This window comes from Aeromonas australiensis (assembly GCF_000819725.1).
Taxonomy (GTDB): Bacteria; Pseudomonadota; Gammaproteobacteria; order Enterobacterales; family Aeromonadaceae; genus Aeromonas; species Aeromonas australiensis.
Map to the genome: position 1 here is coordinate 1 of NZ_CDDH01000006.1, position 15,899 is coordinate 15,899.

Genomic DNA, 15,899 nt, shown 5'->3' on the forward strand with positions numbered 1-15,899 from the left:
AAGGTCGAAAGGTCGAAAGGAAGGGTTACCACGACATTTCCTGTGGGAACCCCGCTTTTCCGAATTTTCCAAAGGCGGTTACACTATCCGGGAAAACCGTGAGCAGCGCCTTAGTCTGCGCGCTGATCCCGACCCTGCTGCACCATTTCAACCGGCAGTCGCGAGGGTTCATGAGCCACTTCGAGCCCATCCTCTCCATACTGCGGTAACTCTGACTTGCCCCATACCCGGCTCCACCAAATATCCCACGTGATCCAACTGGTCATATGCAGCTCCTGACGGTGAAGGTGATAGCAACAACGCACCACTCGCACGGCAGGATAGCGGCTGGGGGTGACAGGGAAATGACAAAAATATCACCTGTAAAAAGGCAACTGGCGGTGGCGAGAAAAAGCCGCAACAGCTCACATATTCGGCGAAATCATCCTGAAATGAGTCACAAATTCGCAGGTTGTGGATTGCAGCCGACCCTGTTCCAGCCAAAGCTGGCTTGCCCATTCAGGCATCTATAAAAACAGGGACACAATAATGAAACACACAGCGGGAATATGGGCGATCGCAGGTATGCTGATCGCCCCCTTGGCGCACGCCGACGTCATACTGCACGCCTTCAACTGGAAGTACAGTGAAGTGACCGCCAAGGCCGACCTTATCAAGTCGGCCGGTTACAAACAGGTACTCATCTCACCGCCCCTGAAGTCGTCGGGTAACGAGTGGTGGGCCCGTTACCAACCGCAAGATCTGCGCCTGGTGGACTCACCCCTTGGCAACAAACAGGATCTCGAGCAGCTGATCGCCGCCATGAAGGCGCGCGGTATCGCCGTCTATGCCGATGTGGTGCTTAACCATATGGCTAACGAGAGCTGGAAGCGCCAGGACCTCAACTACCCCGGCAATGAACTACTGGGCCAGTACGCCGCCAACCCGACCTATTTCGAACGCCAGAAACTGTTTGGCGATCTGGGGCAAAACTTCCTCTCCGGTCAGGATTTTCATCCCGAAGGGTGCATCAGCGACTGGAGCGATCCGGGCCATGTCCAGTATTGGCGACTCTGTGGCGATGCCGGCGACAGGGGGCTGCCGGATCTCGATCCCAATAACTGGGTGGTAAGCCAACAGCAGGCCTATCTCAAAGCGCTCAAGGGGATGGGGATCAAGGGCTTTCGGGTCGATGCGGTCAAACACATGAGCGATTATCAGATTAATGCCGTGCTCACCCCCGAGATCAAACAGGGGATGCATGTCTTTGGCGAGGTGATCACCACAGGGGGCGCAGGCAGCACCGATTACGATCGTTTCCTCAAACCCTACCTCGACAGCAGCGGCCAGGGGGCCTATGACTTCCCACTGTTTGCCTCCCTGCGCGGAGCACTCAGTTACGGTGGCAGCATGAACCTGCTGGCGGATCCGGGGGCTTATGGCCAGGCGCTGCCGGGTAGCCGTGCCATCACTTTTGCGGTCACCCACGACATCCCCACCAACGACGGCTTCCGCTATCAGATCTTAAGCCAGACGGATGAAAAGCTGGCTTATGCCTACCTGCTTGGGCGCGATGGTGGCTCGCCACTGGTCTATTCGGATCACGGTGAAACCCGGGACAAGGATGGGCTGCGCTGGCAGGATTACTACTTGCGCGCCGATCTCAAAGGGATGATCCGCTTCCATAACATGGTGCAGGGTCAACCCATGCAGCTGGTCGGCAGTGGCGACTGCTTCGTGCTGTTCAAACGGGGCAAGCAGGGGCTGGTTGGCATCAACAAGTGCGACTCCGAGCAGGAGTACTGGCTCGATACTGCCAGGTTCGAGATGAACTGGTATCGCAACTATCGGGACGTGCTCGACCAAGGCGCCGTTCTCAATGTGCAGAGCCAGTGGGTACGGGTCGCCATGCCCGCCCGCAGCGCCAGAATGTGGCTGCAGGAGTGATCCCGCTAGCACCCAACCCTACTTTCAGCTGGCCGTCATAAATAACAGACAAATAAAAAGAGCGACCACCAGGGTCGCTCTTTTTGATCAGAGACGTTGCTCGGAACAGGTGACGATTACTCCTCGCCCGCTTCCCCTGCATCGACCGCATCAGTGCCGGTCGCGGTATCGGTACCTTCAGATACCTCACCGTCAACGGCCAGCGCGTCGTTCTCGTCTTCGTCGCTCTCGGCAATGCGCTGCAGACCAACCACGGTCTCGTCTTCACCGGTACGGATCAGACGGACACCGCCGGTGTTACGGCCAATGACGCTCACCTCGGCAACACGGGTACGCACCAGGGTGCCGCCGTTGGTGATCAGCATGATCTGGTCGGTATCTTCAACCTGGATCGCATCGATCACCTTGCCATTACGCTCATCCACCTTGATGGAGATAACGCCCTGGGTACCACGGCTCTTGGTCGGGTATTCGGCCAACGCAGTCCGCTTGCCGTAACCGTTCTCGGTGGCGGTGAGGATGGCACCTTCGCCGCGCGGAACGATGAGGGAAACCACCTTGTCACCGGCGCCCAGCTTGATGCCGCGTACACCAGCGGCGGTACGACCCATGGGGCGCACGCCCTTGAAGGTGCCCTTGCTTTCGGTGCCTTCGCCGTTGTCGCTGCCATCATCATCGTTGCCGGCATCGTCGTCGGTTTCGACTTCGTCAGTGGCATCAGCATCAGCGCGACCGCTGCCTTCCGCGAAGCGAACAACTTTGCCCGCGTCGGAGAAGAGCATGATCTCGTTGCTGCCATCGGTGATATCTACCCCGATCAGCTCATCACCCTCTTTAAGGTTGATGGCACGAATACCGGAGGAGAGCGGACGACTGAAGTCAGAGAGGCTGGTCTTCTTCACGGTACCGTTGGCGGTGGCGAAGAAGACATACTTGTCGGCGTCATACTCCTTCACCGGCAGGATAGCGGTGATACGCTCACCCTCTTCCAGCGGCAGCAGGTTGATGATCGGACGGCCACGGGCGCCACGGGACGCTTCCGGCAGCTGGTAAACCTTGAGCCAGTAGACCTTGCCACGGGTGGAGAAGCACAGAATGGTGTCGTGGGTGTTGGCCACCAGCAGACGCTCCACAAAATCCTCTTCCTTGATCCGGGTGGCCGACTTGCCACGACCACCGCGGCGCTGGGCCTCGTAGTCGGAGAGCGGCTGATACTTCACATAGCCCTGGTGAGACAGGGTCACCACCACGTCTTCCGGGGTGATCAGATCTTCGATGTTGATCTCGGCACTGGACATGCTGATCTCGGTGCGACGCTCGTCGCCATACTGCTCGCGCACGGCCAGCAGTTCATCGCGGATCACCTCCATCAAACGAGCCGGGCTCGCCAGGATGTGCAGCAGCTCGGCGATCAGATCCAGCAGAGATTGGTACTCTTCCAGGATCTTCTCGTGCTCGAGGCCGGTCAGCTTGTGCAGACGCAGGTCAAGGATGGCCTGGGCTTGCTGTTCGGTCAGGAAGTAGTGACCTTCACGGATACCGAACTCGGGCTCCAGCCACTCTGGCCGTGCCGCGTCGTCGCCCGCTTTTTCCAGCATAGCGGCCACGTTGCCGAGCTCCCAGCCCTTGGCAACCAGACCCGCTTTCGCCTCGCTCGGGGTCGCGCTGTGGCGGATCAGCTCGATGATGGGATCGATGTTGGCCAGCGCAACCGCCAGACCTTCCAAGATGTGCGCCCGATCCCGCGCTTTGCGCAGTTCGAACACAGTCCGGCGAGTCACCACTTCACGGCGGTGCAGCAGGAACGCATCCAGGATCTCTTTAAGGTTCATCACCTTGGGCTGGTTGTTATCGAGCGCCACCATGTTGATGCCGAACGTGGTCTGCATCTGGGTGTGCTTGTAGAGATTGTTCAGCACAATCTCGCCGGACTCGCCGCGCTTGATCTCGATAACGATGCGCATGCCGTCTTTGTCAGACTCATCGCGCAGGGCACTGATGCCTTCGATCTTCTTCTCTTTGACCAGCTCGGCGATCTTCTCGATCAGTCGAGCCTTGTTCACCTGATAGGGGATCTCGTGAACGATGATGGTCTCGCGACTGGTCTTCTCGTCCACTTCCACTTCAGCTTTGGCCCGCACATAGATGGAGCCACGACCGGTACGGTACGCCTGCACGATGCCGGAACGCCCGTTGATAATGCCACCGGTAGGGAAATCCGGGCCGGTGATGTAGGTCATCAGCTCGTCAATGGTGAGGTCGCCGTTTTCGATCAGCGCCAGGCAGCCATTGACAATCTCGGTGAGGTTGTGAGGCGGAATGTTGGTCGCCATGCCCACCGCGATACCGGAGGAGCCGTTGACCAGCAGGTTGGGAACCTTGGTAGGCATGACCGCCGGGATCATCTCGGTGCCATCATAGTTCGGCACCCAGTCCACGGTCTCTTTGTCCAGATCAGCCAGCAGCTCGTGGGAGATGCGGGCCATCCGCACTTCGGTATAACGCATCGCCGCGGCGCTGTCGCCGTCGACTGAACCGAAGTTGCCCTGACCATCGACCAGCATGTAACGCATGGAGAAATCCTGCGCCATCCGGACAATGGTGTCATACACAGCGCTATCGCCGTGCGGGTGATATTTACCGATTACGTCACCGACCACACGGGCCGATTTTTTATAGGGCTTGTTCCAGTCGTTCCCCAACTCGTTCATAGCAAACAGAACGCGGCGGTGAACCGGTTTCAAGCCATCACGCACATCCGGCAGAGCTCGTCCTACGATCACGCTCATGGCGTAATCAAGATAGGAACTCTTGAGCTCTTCTTCGATGTTGACCGGCGTGATCTCTCTGGCCAGATCGCTCATAGAAAGCCTTATCCCTAATTAGTTGTTCTTTGGCTTAAACAGCGCGACATGGTAACACACTGAGCCAAATACCTTAAGCCACAAATCGGGTATCAGATCGGGCTGGTGTGACAAAGTCCGTCCGTTATAATGCCCGCCAGGACAATAGATTGCGCGTGGATCTCACTCGCGCCCTTGCCACAGGATCTTCGATAAATGAACAGTGACGCCAATGTCGATCTGACCGAAATCGCCAAATTTGAAGCCATCGCCTCCCGCTGGTGGGACATGGAGGGTGAATTCAAACCCCTGCACCAGATCAACCCGGTACGCCTTGACTGGATCACCGACAAGAGCGGCGGTCTGTTTGGCAAGCGCATGCTCGATATCGGCTGCGGTGGCGGCATCCTCTCCGAGAGCATGGCCCGCCGTGGCGCCAGGGTAACCGGCATCGACATGGGCAAGGAGCCCCTCGGCGTCGCCCGCCTGCACGCCCTGGAGCAGGGGGTCGAGCTGGAGTATCGCCAGATCACCGCTGAAGCCCACGCAGAAGAAGCGCCGGGCCAGTATGACGTAGTAACCTGCATGGAGATGCTGGAGCATGTGCCGGACCCCGCTTCCGTGCTGCGCGCCATCGCCACCCTCGTGCGCCCAGGCGGCCGGGTGTTTGTCTCCACCATCAACCGCAACCCCAAATCCTATCTGATGATGATCCTCGGCGCCGAATACCTGATGAAGATGGTGCCCAAGGGTACTCACGACCACAAAAAATTCATCACCCCGGCCGAACTGTGTCGTATGGGTGAGGCCGCGGGCCTGCTGGTGCGAGACATGAGCGGGGTGCACTATGCGCCGCTCTCCAACAGTTTCAAGCTCGGTAAGAATGTCGATGTCAACTATATGGTGGAGTTTGTCCGCCCGGAGCAGGGTTGATGAGCGCCCCCCACCCTCTTCACTGCGTGCTGTTTGATCTGGACGGCACCCTGCTCGACACAGCCCCGGATCTGGGGGCCGCCGTCAACCATGTATTGATCAGCGAAGGCTTTGCGCCGCTCTCTGACGACATCATTCGCCAGACCACCTCCAACGGCGCCCTCGGGCTGCTCAGGGCAGGTCTTGGCGATGAACTGCTCGAGGAGCTGGGCGCCACCCGCCTGCGCACCGCCCTGCTCGACCATTACGCCGCCAACCTTTGCGTCGGTACCCGCCCCTATGAGGGGATGGTGGATCTTATCGAGTGGCTGGATGAAAAATCGCTGCCCTGGGGCATCGTCACCAACAAGCCGGGCTTTCTCACCGAGCCACTGCTGGCAGCCCTGCCCGAGCTTGCCAGCTGCGGCGTCACCGTCAGCGCCGATACCCTGCCGGTACGCAAGCCCGATCCCGCCCCCATGTTCTTTGCTTGTGAGACGCTGGGGGTCGAGGCGGCTCACTGCCTCTATGTGGGGGATCATGTGCGCGACATCGAAGCCGGCCGAAACGCGGGCATGCGTACTGCTGTCGCCGGCTGGGGTTACCTCAATGATGAGGAGGACCCCGCGCTCTGGGGCGCAGACCTGCACTTTGATACCGTGCAGACCCTGCACCACTGGCTGCGCTACGAGCTGACGCTCAAGAGGTGACACACCGCATTACCAAACAGAGTATGACAACGGGGTGGAGGGAGACACCTCGCCCCTTTGACACACTTCTTTTACGCTCTCATGTTGTGCAACGCACTTATACGCCTATTCATGGATCATAAAGGCAGCTTACCGCCTATATATATACCCATTTGACAAGCTCGCAGCCGTCCCAGACAGGCCACAAAGCGCCATCACCGGGGTAAAAACCTTGCCCCGCTGAGCACGCGCCTGCGACAACTGGACAGCTTTTGACCCTTGTTGCATAACGGATAATCAGTCGCGGTTTGCTAGTAAAAAGCCCCTCGTTTCGCAAGAAAAAAAAGTTATTTAAATTTTCCATCTTCGATCGAGAGGCTTGCATTTAACGAAGCGGACTAATGAAAACCCGCTCACTGTGAGCAACCACTAACAGAGACAACAACACCCACAATTTATCCACAGCAAGGCAGTTATCCACACATTGCAATGCGCTGTCGACCTCACTATCTTGTAGCTCGAACTTAAAATAACACTATATCTTGTGATTCATCGCACAATAGTTACCCAATGGCGGCTCAGGTTCAAACCTCGATGACGGCCACAAATCGGGTGCGGTGCGATGTTTTTTCGGGAATCAACTGAAGGTCATCAGCCAATGAACTTGTTTGTGACGAAGCGTAACGGACACAAAGAACCCATCGATCTGGATAAAATTCACCGTGTGCTGGATTGGGCAGCCGAAAAGCTCGACAACGTGTCGGTCTCCCAGGTAGAGCTCAAGTCACACATCCAGTTCTATGACGGCATCCGTACCGCCGACATTCACGAAACCATCATCAAGGCGACGGCTGACCTTATCTCAGAGCAGACCCCTGACTACCAGTATATGGCCGCCCGTCTGGCCATCTTCCACCTGCGCAAGAAGGCCTACGGCCAGTTCGAGCCGCCCCACCTCTACCAGCACGTGGCTCGTCTGGTGGACATGGGCAAGTACGACAAGCACCTGCTGGAAGACTATACCCAGGCGGAATTCGAAGAGCTGAACGCGCACCTGGATCACTGGCGCGACATGAACTTCTCCTACGCGGCGGTCAAGCAGCTGGAAGGCAAGTACCTGGTACAGAACCGCGTCACTGGCGAGATTTACGAGAGCCCGCAGTTCCTCTATATCCTGGTGGCGGCCTGCCTCTTCTCCAAGTATCCGAAAGATACCCGCCTGAACTACATCAAGCGCTTCTATGATGCGGTCTCGACCTTCAAGATCTCGCTGCCGACCCCGATCATGAGCGGCGTGCGTACCCCGACCCGCCAGTTCAGCTCCTGTGTGCTGATCGAGTGCGATGACAGCCTGGATTCCATCAACGCCACCGCCAGCTCCATCGTGCGTTATGTCTCCCAGCGCGCTGGCATCGGCATCAACGCCGGCCGCATCCGCGGTCTGGGCAGCCCCATCCGTGGCGGCGAAGCGTTCCACACCGGTTGCATCCCCTTCTACAAGTACTTCCAGACTGCGGTGAAGTGCTGCTCCCAGGGCGGCGTGCGCGGCGGTGCGGCCACCCTGTTCTACCCGCTGTGGCACACCGAAGTGGAGAGCCTGCTGGTACTGAAGAACAACCGCGGCGTGGAAGAGAACCGGGTCCGTCACATGGACTACGGTGTGCAGATCAACAAGCTGATGTATCAGCGCCTTATCAAGGGCGGTGACATCACCCTGTTCTCCCCCTCCGATGCACCGGGTCTGTATGACGCTTTCTTCGCCGATCAGGACAAGTTCGAGCAGCTCTACGTCAAGTACGAGCAAGATCCGAGCATTCGCAAGAAGACCCTCAAGGCAGTGGATCTCTTCTCCCTGATGATGCAAGAGCGTGCCGGTACCGGTCGCATCTACATCCAGAACGTCGACCACTGCAACACCCACAGCCCGTTCGATCCGGGCGTGGCGCCGGTGCGCCAGTCCAACCTCTGCCTCGAGATTGCGCTGCCGACCAAGCCGCTCAACAACATCGACGATGAGAACGGCGAGATCGCCCTGTGTACCCTCTCCGCCTTTAACCTGGGCGCCATCGAGAAGCTGGAAGATCTGGAAGAGATGGCCGATCTGGCCGTGCGTGCCCTCGACGCCCTGCTGGACTATCAGGACTACCCGATTGCCGCCGCCAAGAAGGGCAGCATGGGCCGTCGTACCCTGGGGATCGGCGTCATCAACTACGCCTACTACCTGGCCAAAAACGGTGCCCGCTACTCTGACGGCTCAGGTCTGGCCCTGACTCACCGCACCTTCGAGGCCATTCAGTACTACCTGCTGAAAGCCTCCGTGCAGTTGGCCCGCGAATTTGGCCCCTGCCCGCTGTTTGGCGAGACCACCTACGCCCAGGGCATACTGCCAATCGACACCTACAAGAAGGATCTGGATGCGCTGTGCAACGAGCCGCTGCATCTGGATTGGGAAAGCCTGCGCGAAGAGATCAAATCTGTGGGTCTGCGCAACTCCACCCTGACCGCCCTGATGCCGAGCGAGACCTCCAGCCAGATCTCCAACGCCACCAACGGCATCGAGCCGCCACGTGGTCTGGTCTCGGTCAAGGCCTCCAAAGACGGCATTCTCAAACAGGTGGTGCCCGAGTATGATCGCCTGAAAGATCAATACGAATTGCTCTGGAAGCAACCAAGCGTTGACGGCTACCTGCAGCTGGTCGGCATCATGCAGAAGTTTGTGGATCAGGCGATCTCCGCCAACACCAACTACGACCCGGCCCGTTTTGAAGGCAACAAGGTGCCGATGAAACAGCTGCTGAAGGATTTGCTGACCGCCTACAAATACGGCCTCAAGACCCTCTACTATCACAACACCCGTGATGGTGCGGACGACACCCAGACCGACCTGCAAGATGACGGTTGCGCTGGCGGGGCTTGCAAAATATAAGGCGCAGCAAGATCTGATAACCGGGCGGGAGCATAATGCTCCCGCTCTCCTGTTTTCCCTACTCACATATTCTGGTAACCATGGCCTATTCAACTTTCTGCCAAACCCAAAACGACCAGCTCAAAGAGCCGATGTTTTTTGGCCAATCGGTCAACGTGGCCCGTTATGACCAGCAAAAGCACGAAGTGTTCGAGCGGCTGATCGAAAAGCAACTCTCCTTCTTCTGGCGCCCGGAAGAGGTGGATGTCTCCCGTGATCGCATCGACTATCAGGCCCTGCCCACTCACGAGCAGCACATCTTCATCTCCAACCTGAAGTACCAGACCCTGCTTGACTCCATTCAAGGCCGCAGCCCCAACGTCGCCCTGCTGCCGCTGGTCTCCATCCCCGAGCTGGAAACCTGGATCGAAACCTGGGCCTTCTCCGAGACCATCCATTCTCGCTCCTACACCCACATCATCCGCAATATCGTCAACACACCGTCCCAGGTATTCGACGACATCGTGACCAACGAGCAGATCTTGAAGCGCGCCGGCTCCATCAGCCACTTCTACGACGACCTGATCGAAGCGACCGCCCTCTACAACCTGCACGGAGAAGGCACCCATACTGTTGCGGGTCGTGAGGTGACCATCACATTGCGCGAGCTGAAGAAAAAGCTCTACCTCTGCCTGATGAGCGTCAACGCGCTGGAAGCCATCCGCTTCTACGTCAGCTTCGCCTGCTCCTTTGCCTTCGCCGAGCGAGAGCTGATGGAAGGCAACGCCAAGATCATCAAGATGATCGCTCGCGACGAAGCACTGCACCTGACCGGCACCCAGCACATGCTGAACCTGATGCGCAGTGGTCAGGACGACCCGGAAATGGCCGAGATTGCCGCCGAGTGCGAGCAGGCCTGTTTCGATCTGTTCAAGGAGGCCGCCATCCAGGAGAAGGAGTGGGCCGAGTACCTGTTCCAGGATGGTTCCATGATCGGTCTGAACAAGGACATCCTCTGCCAGTACGTGGAGTACATCAGCAACCTGCGGATGGCCGCGGTCGGTCTGCAACCCGCCTTCTCCGGCACCAAGCAGAACCCGATCCCCTGGATCAACACCTGGCTCTCCTCCGACAACGTACAGGTCGCCCCGCAAGAGGTGGAGGTCAGCTCCTATCTGGTCGGTCAGATCGATAGCGAAGTGAGCGCCGACGATTTGGGTGATTTCGAACTGTGAGTCAGCTAGCTGATATGGGTGATTGCAAGCTGTGAGTGACGCGACCAACACGCTGATCCCTGCCCAGCACGACCCCGCTGAGAAGCAGGCGCTGCAACCACCACGAGTGCATACCCGGGATGGCGTGCTGCACGCCCATCCCGGCGAAAGCGTACTGGAGACCCTGGAGCGCCACGGTCATCGGATCGAGTTCCAGTGTCGCAGCGGTTATTGCGGCGCCTGCCGCACCCCGCTGACCGCAGGCTCGGTGCACTACCCCAATGTGCCGCTCGCCTTCGTCTCTCAGGGAGAGTGTCTCCCCTGCTGCTGCAAGCCGGTCGGCGCCATCAAGCTGGACATCAAGAAGGGCTAAGATCCCGTCTGTCACCCACCAGTCACGAAACAAAAAGCCGCCGGATCTGCTCCGGCGGCTTTTTTGTCGCGTTGAGTATCAGTGAAGGGCCTTGCGTAGCCCTTACCGACAGCAGGTTACAACCAAGGTGCCGCGGTCGGCCCGTGATGCAACCCCAGCTTCCAGACCCGGCCGAAGTGCTTGTAGTGACCCGCGTCGACACCGGCCTCCTCACCCATCCCATGGTAGAGATCGAGATGTCCCTTCTTCACCGCACCGCCCACATCCAGTGCAATCAACAACCGCAGCTGATGCTTGCCAGTCCAGTTGCCGTCCTTGTCGAGCAGGGGCACCTCGGCCAAAATCGGGGTGCCCATCGGCAGCAGGGTCTTGTCAGCCGCCACTGCAGCCATGGGCAACAGTGGAATACCGGCGGCGCCCACCACGTCGTTGGTGGGGCGTCGTTCGAAGAAGACATAGGAGGGATTTTGCTCCAGCAGCTCTTTGACCTTGTGCTCGGGTTGCTGGTTGGCCCACTCCTTGATGGCCTTCATCGACATCTTCTCTTTAGGCACCTCACCCCGGTCGATCAACACTCGGCCGATGCTGACATAACCGTGCCCGTTCTTGCCGCTGTAACCCAGATATTGCAACTTGTCGTCATCGCCGTAGTGCACAAACCCGGAGCCTTGCACATCCATCAGGAAGTTGTCGATGAGAGATTGGCTATACCCCAGTTCAAGACCTCGGTTGGCCAGTGCACCACGATGGATCTCGGCACGGGTCGGGCAGCGACTACCACATTTTGGCATGGCATACAGGGGATGTTTGTAGTTAGCATCCGGTCGGTGGCGCACCTCCAGCACCGGTGAGTAGTAGCCGGTAAAGAGCACGTTACCCATCCGATCCGCACCGCCCAGCTGGGCCAGGCTGATACCGTACTCGGTGATATAAGCCGGATCGCCACCATTGGCAACCCAACGAGAGAGCTGGTGATAAAGCTCACCGTAACGGCTCGCCATCCGCCCGGAGCGCTGCAATACAATACGACTTTGTGGGCCAAATTGACTGAAATCTGCTGGCGCACTGCTGTTGACCCGCTCCACCCTCACCAGATCCTCCGGCAAGGTTCCATCCAGATACTGCCTGCCCAGATTTTCTGGCATCTCGCAGTTGAGAAAGCACTTGTTGTCGGTCTGCTTTGTGGGCGGCTCTACTTTATCTGACTTGCCCGCACAACCAGCCAGTCCCAACACTGCGGCGATCAGCCAATACGCCTGTTTGTTCATATGTCCTCATTTAACACCAAGATCCATGCACGGCGGCAAGATGCCAAATTTGCAGGGTGAAAGCAAACGACATCAATCACTTGAAGAGAGATTTCTCGAAAGAGGGAGCGCTGGGTTATAACAAGGTGAAAGGATGTGCGAGGTAATGGATGGAGCAGCTCGAAATCTTCCCGCTGCAGAGCCCCTGCATCGGGGTCTGCGAAGTGAACAACAAAGGCTACTGCAAGGGCTGCCTGCGCAATCGCGAAGAGCGTTTCAACTGGCTCAACATGACCCCTGCCCAGCAACAAGAGGTGATGCGCCTGTGCCGGGATCGTAAGCGCAGGGTCGAGGCTGCGCGGCGCAAGGCTCGCGAAGGCGCTCCCACTGAACCGCAAGCACAGCCAGGCTGGGATTTCTGACCCATCCAGCCATCACTGCGTCCAATACTCCTGCGCACACGACAGCCTGCCTAGCCAGCATATAACAATGCCGCCCGATCTTTCGACCGGGCGGCATTGTCATTGTGATGCCCGTGATAGGCGCGGCAGATCAACCAAACAGGTGGTGAGTGACGATGAACAGCCCCCCTGAGAGCAGCATGGTCAGCGGCAGGGTAAGCACCCAGGCCATCATAATGGTCTTGATGGTCTTGCTCTGCAGCCCTGATTTGTTGGCTACCATGGTGCCCGCCACCGCAGAGGAGAGGATGTGGGTGGTCGATACGGGCATGCCGGTCAAACTGGCGACCCCGATGGAGGTTGCTGCCGTGATCTGAGCCGCGATGCCCTGGCTGTAGGTCATCCCGCTGGAGCCAATCTTCTCGCCCACGGTATGAACGATACGACGCCAACCCACCATGGTCCCACAACCGAGCGCCAACGCAATGGAGACGATCACCCAGGTCGGTGCATATTCAGCGGTCGCGGTCAGATCCTTGCGCCATTTTGCCAGATCGCTCAACTCTTTGGCCGGCAGCGGCAGCTTGGCAACCTTACGGGCGGTGTCATCGATACAGAGCAACAAACGACGTACTTCACGACGGTCGGTCAGGCTCATCTGATCATAGGTACGCACAGCTGCCAGATGGGTATCCAGGTTCGTCATCGCTTGCAAGGCGGTATCGGCAGAGCAGTGTGATATCAACTCTTCTTGCGCGGTTGTCGGTGCCGAGAAGTTGATCACCCCAGCCAGGGTCTCCTGATTGCGCTGGTAGATCTCCATGATGCGCTGGTTAGCATCCTGAGTCCGATCCAGCTCGTAGGGACGGCTGTTCAAATCGAGTGCGAAATAGGCGGGGGCCATGCAGATCAGCACCAGCATCACCAGACCAATCCCCTTCTGGCCATCGTTTGAACCGTGCACGAAGCTGACGCCCATGGCAGAGGCCACCAGGGTGAGGCGGGCCCAGAATGGCGGGTGCTTCTTGCCATCCACCAGCTGACGCTCTTCCGGTGTTTTGTGGATCTTGTTACTGGTCCAGATCCGTTTCATCGCCAGCAGCAGTAGCGCCGCGATGATGAAACCGATTGTGGGAGAGATGATGAGGGAAAGCATGATGTCGATCGCTTTGCCCACGTTGATCCCTTCTGTCACCGGTTTATGGGTGATCCAGGCATAGGCGCCGCCGACCCCCAGAATAGAACCGATCAAGGTATGTGAACTGGAGGCCGGGATCCCGAAATACCAGGTCCCCAGATTCCACACGATGGCGGAAAACAGCAAGGAGAAGACCATGATCAGGCCCTGGCTGGAATCCATTTCCAACAGCAGATCAACAGGCAGCAGATGAACGATGGCATAGGCCACCCCCAGACCACCGAACATGACCCCAAAGAAATTGAATATCCCGGATGAAACCACCGCCAAATGAGCTGGCATCGCCTTGGTATAGATAACCGTTGCTACCGCGTTAGCGGTATCGTGAAAGCCATTGATAAATTCATAGGCAAGCACAAAAAAAACGGCCAATACCAAACCGATTGACCACCACAAACCCAAATCACTGAACATTTCAAACATAGAAAAAAGCCTGTTTATGAGTTGCGGCGGATTATGCCAGATGGTGGCCAACACCATAGCCACCCTTGAAATATTTCAGTCCCCAAAAAAAAGAACTTTGTGGCAAAAAAGGCCATGAGAACAGTTGCCATGCGGCCTGCCAGAGATTAATTAAAGCCACCATAGCGTGCAAGAAAGAGCGAAAAAGCTGATTTTTTACGCCAAAAAACCTTATTTCTCTGGCGCTTTTATGACAAAAAACAGCCAGCGTGGCGGTAAAATATGTCGAACCAGCCACCCCATCCGACCAGCACCACAAAACTTATACCCGTTTGATTCCAGACGTAAAAAGGGAGCACCTTGTGCTCCCTTGAATCGTTGCAGTGTGATCCGTATCAGTCTTGATTGATACGGCTGGCGACGGCGCCCTGCTGGCTCTTGTACTTGGCATTTTCCCGCTTGTTGTAGGGGCGGGCTGCGACGCCGGAGAGCATCTCGAAGTTCAGGGCGCCGATCTTCATCTTGGGACGCAGGGCCAGCGGCAGTTTGCCGCCGTTGTAGAACTCCAGCACGATGCGACCGGACCAACCCGGGTCGATCCGGTGTGCAGTTACGTGCACCATCAAACCCAGGCGTGCCAATGAAGAGCGCCCATCCAGCCAGCCGACAATATCAGCAGGCAGGGTGACGGATTCATAGGTTACCGCCAGCGCCAGCTGACCCGGGTGCAGGTAGAAGGCTTCGCCATCGGGAATGTGGATCTCTTCACTCATCACCCGATCGATTGCATCGGCCATCTCGCTGCTCGGACCGCTCAGATCGATATAGGGAGCTGTATGATCGCGAAATACCCGAAACTCGTTACCTAGCAGCACATCAACACTGACACCACTGATCCGCTCTACCCCGGGCCGTGGCTCAATGATGATCTTGCCTTCATCCAGATGGCGTTCAATATCGGTATCACACAGACGCATTGGGCGACTCTCCTGATAAATTGTGCTTTTAAACAAGCCGGGCATCACCCGGCTCGTTTCATCTTAACCAATCAACATGTGGCGAATACGCGCCTTGAGCATGTCGATGGCAATGCGATTCTTGCCCCCACGGGGCACAATCACATCGGCGTACTGTTTGGACGGCTCGATAAACTGCAGAAACATCGGTCGCACCGTCTTCTGATACTGCTTGAGTACGGAGTCCATGGTACGACCACGCTCTTGTACATCACGCACCAGACGGCGTAGCAGGCAGATATCGAGCGGTGTGTCCATGAAGATGGAGGCATCCATCAGATCCCGCAGACGGCTGTCAGTCAACAGCAGGATACCTTCCAAAATGATCACTTTGCGCGGGGCAAAATGGCTGACTTCGGCCATCCGGGTATGTTCGGTGTAGGAGTATTGCGGCAGGTCTACCCCTTGTCCCTTGAGCAGAGTGCCAAGGTGTTCTACCAGCAAGCTGTGGTCCATCGAGCTGGGATGGTCATAGTTGGTTTTGACCCGCTCTTCCATGGTCAGGTGGGATTGATCCTTGTAGTAGCAATCTTCGGAGATAACACCGATTTCCCCCGCCCCCAGCTCCGCCACCAGCTCTTCATAAATGGTCTGGGCGATGAGACTTTTGCCAGACGCAGATGCGCCGGCAATACCGATGATCACACACGAATGTTGAGTATCAGACATGACAAATACCTAAAAGAGAAGAGCAGTGGGGGTGATTTAAACCGATCCATTATATGAAAAAGGGGGGGGCATGCCCACCCTCAATTCCCTTTCAAGCAACCGAT

The 15,899-nt window shown here is 57.4% G+C and carries 14 protein-coding genes; 7 read left to right on the forward strand and 7 right to left on the reverse strand.

All coding sequences use genetic code 11. From position 1 onward, the window contains the following. Positions 1–110: 110 nt before the first annotated feature. The gene (locus tag BN1117_RS19595) at positions 111–266 is read right to left on the reverse strand and encodes a hypothetical protein (protein ID WP_167334804.1); all 156 of its coding nucleotides are present in this window, start codon (positions 264–266) and stop codon (positions 111–113) included. Between the two features lie 262 nt (positions 267–528). On the opposite strand from BN1117_RS19595, the gene BN1117_RS01215 reads away from it, so the two are divergent. Further along, positions 529–1,926, forward strand: a complete 1,398-nt coding sequence (locus tag BN1117_RS01215) for an alpha-amylase family protein (RefSeq protein WP_040094249.1) — start codon at positions 529–531, stop codon at positions 1,924–1,926. 116 nt (positions 1,927–2,042) lie between these two features. On the opposite strand, the gene gyrA is transcribed toward BN1117_RS01215, so the two are convergent. Further along, positions 2,043–4,790, reverse strand: coding sequence for a DNA topoisomerase (ATP-hydrolyzing) subunit A (gene gyrA / locus BN1117_RS01220; protein WP_040094251.1), 2,748 nt, complete (start codon positions 4,788–4,790; stop codon positions 2,043–2,045). Positions 4,791–4,985: 195 nt separating this feature from the next. On the opposite strand from gyrA, the gene ubiG reads away from it, so the two are divergent. From ubiG to yfaE, 5 genes are all read left to right on the forward strand, one after another. Further along, complete coding sequence (gene ubiG, locus BN1117_RS01225) at positions 4,986–5,702, forward strand: bifunctional 2-polyprenyl-6-hydroxyphenol methylase/3-demethylubiquinol 3-O-methyltransferase UbiG (RefSeq protein WP_040094253.1); 717 nt, start codon at positions 4,986–4,988, stop codon at positions 5,700–5,702. Continuing rightward, entirely contained in the window at positions 5,702–6,391 is a 690-nt protein-coding gene (locus BN1117_RS01230) for an HAD family hydrolase (RefSeq protein WP_040094254.1), read from the forward strand. Before ubiG ends, BN1117_RS01230 begins: the two co-directional genes overlap by 1 nt. 637 nt (positions 6,392–7,028) lie before the next feature. After that, on the forward strand, positions 7,029–9,296 hold the full coding sequence (nrdA, locus tag BN1117_RS01235) for a class 1a ribonucleoside-diphosphate reductase subunit alpha (RefSeq protein ID WP_040094256.1): 2,268 nt from the start codon (positions 7,029–7,031) through the stop codon (positions 9,294–9,296). Positions 9,297–9,376: 80 nt separating this feature from the next. Further along, a complete protein-coding gene (gene nrdB / locus BN1117_RS01240) occupies positions 9,377–10,510 on the forward strand; it encodes a class Ia ribonucleoside-diphosphate reductase subunit beta (RefSeq protein ID WP_040094309.1) in 1,134 nt (377 codons plus the stop codon). A gap of 31 nt (positions 10,511–10,541) precedes the next feature. After that, positions 10,542–10,862, forward strand: coding sequence for a class I ribonucleotide reductase maintenance protein YfaE (yfaE, locus tag BN1117_RS01245; RefSeq protein WP_040094258.1), 321 nt, complete (start codon positions 10,542–10,544; stop codon positions 10,860–10,862). Positions 10,863–10,978: 116 nt separating this feature from the next. Here the strand turns inward: yfaE and mltA are convergent, their stop codons facing one another. Beyond that, positions 10,979–12,130 (reverse strand): murein transglycosylase A, encoded by a 1,152-nt coding sequence (mltA, locus tag BN1117_RS01250; protein WP_040094259.1) that lies wholly within the window; start codon positions 12,128–12,130, stop codon positions 10,979–10,981. Positions 12,131–12,279: 149 nt separating this feature from the next. On the opposite strand from mltA, the gene BN1117_RS01255 reads away from it, so the two are divergent. Beyond that, complete coding sequence (locus tag BN1117_RS01255) at positions 12,280–12,531, forward strand: DUF1289 domain-containing protein (protein WP_040094261.1); 252 nt, start codon at positions 12,280–12,282, stop codon at positions 12,529–12,531. A gap of 130 nt (positions 12,532–12,661) precedes the next feature. Here the strand turns inward: BN1117_RS01255 and BN1117_RS01260 are convergent, their stop codons facing one another. The 4 genes from BN1117_RS01260 to udk form a co-directional block, all read right to left on the reverse strand. After that, a complete protein-coding gene (locus tag BN1117_RS01260) occupies positions 12,662–14,131 on the reverse strand; it encodes an inorganic phosphate transporter (RefSeq protein WP_040094263.1) in 1,470 nt (489 codons plus the stop codon). 31 nt (positions 14,132–14,162) lie between these two features. Beyond that, positions 14,163–14,408 carry a hypothetical protein gene (locus tag BN1117_RS19275; RefSeq protein WP_156129819.1) on the reverse strand — a complete coding sequence of 82 codons (246 nt, stop codon included), beginning with the start codon at positions 14,406–14,408 and terminating at the stop codon, positions 14,163–14,165. A gap of 97 nt (positions 14,409–14,505) precedes the next feature. Continuing rightward, positions 14,506–15,087, reverse strand: coding sequence for a dCTP deaminase (gene dcd / locus BN1117_RS01265; RefSeq protein ID WP_040094264.1), 582 nt, complete (start codon positions 15,085–15,087; stop codon positions 14,506–14,508). A gap of 63 nt (positions 15,088–15,150) precedes the next feature. Next, complete coding sequence (gene udk, locus BN1117_RS01270; RefSeq protein WP_040094266.1) at positions 15,151–15,795, reverse strand: uridine kinase; 645 nt, start codon at positions 15,793–15,795, stop codon at positions 15,151–15,153. Positions 15,796–15,899 lie beyond the last annotated feature (104 nt).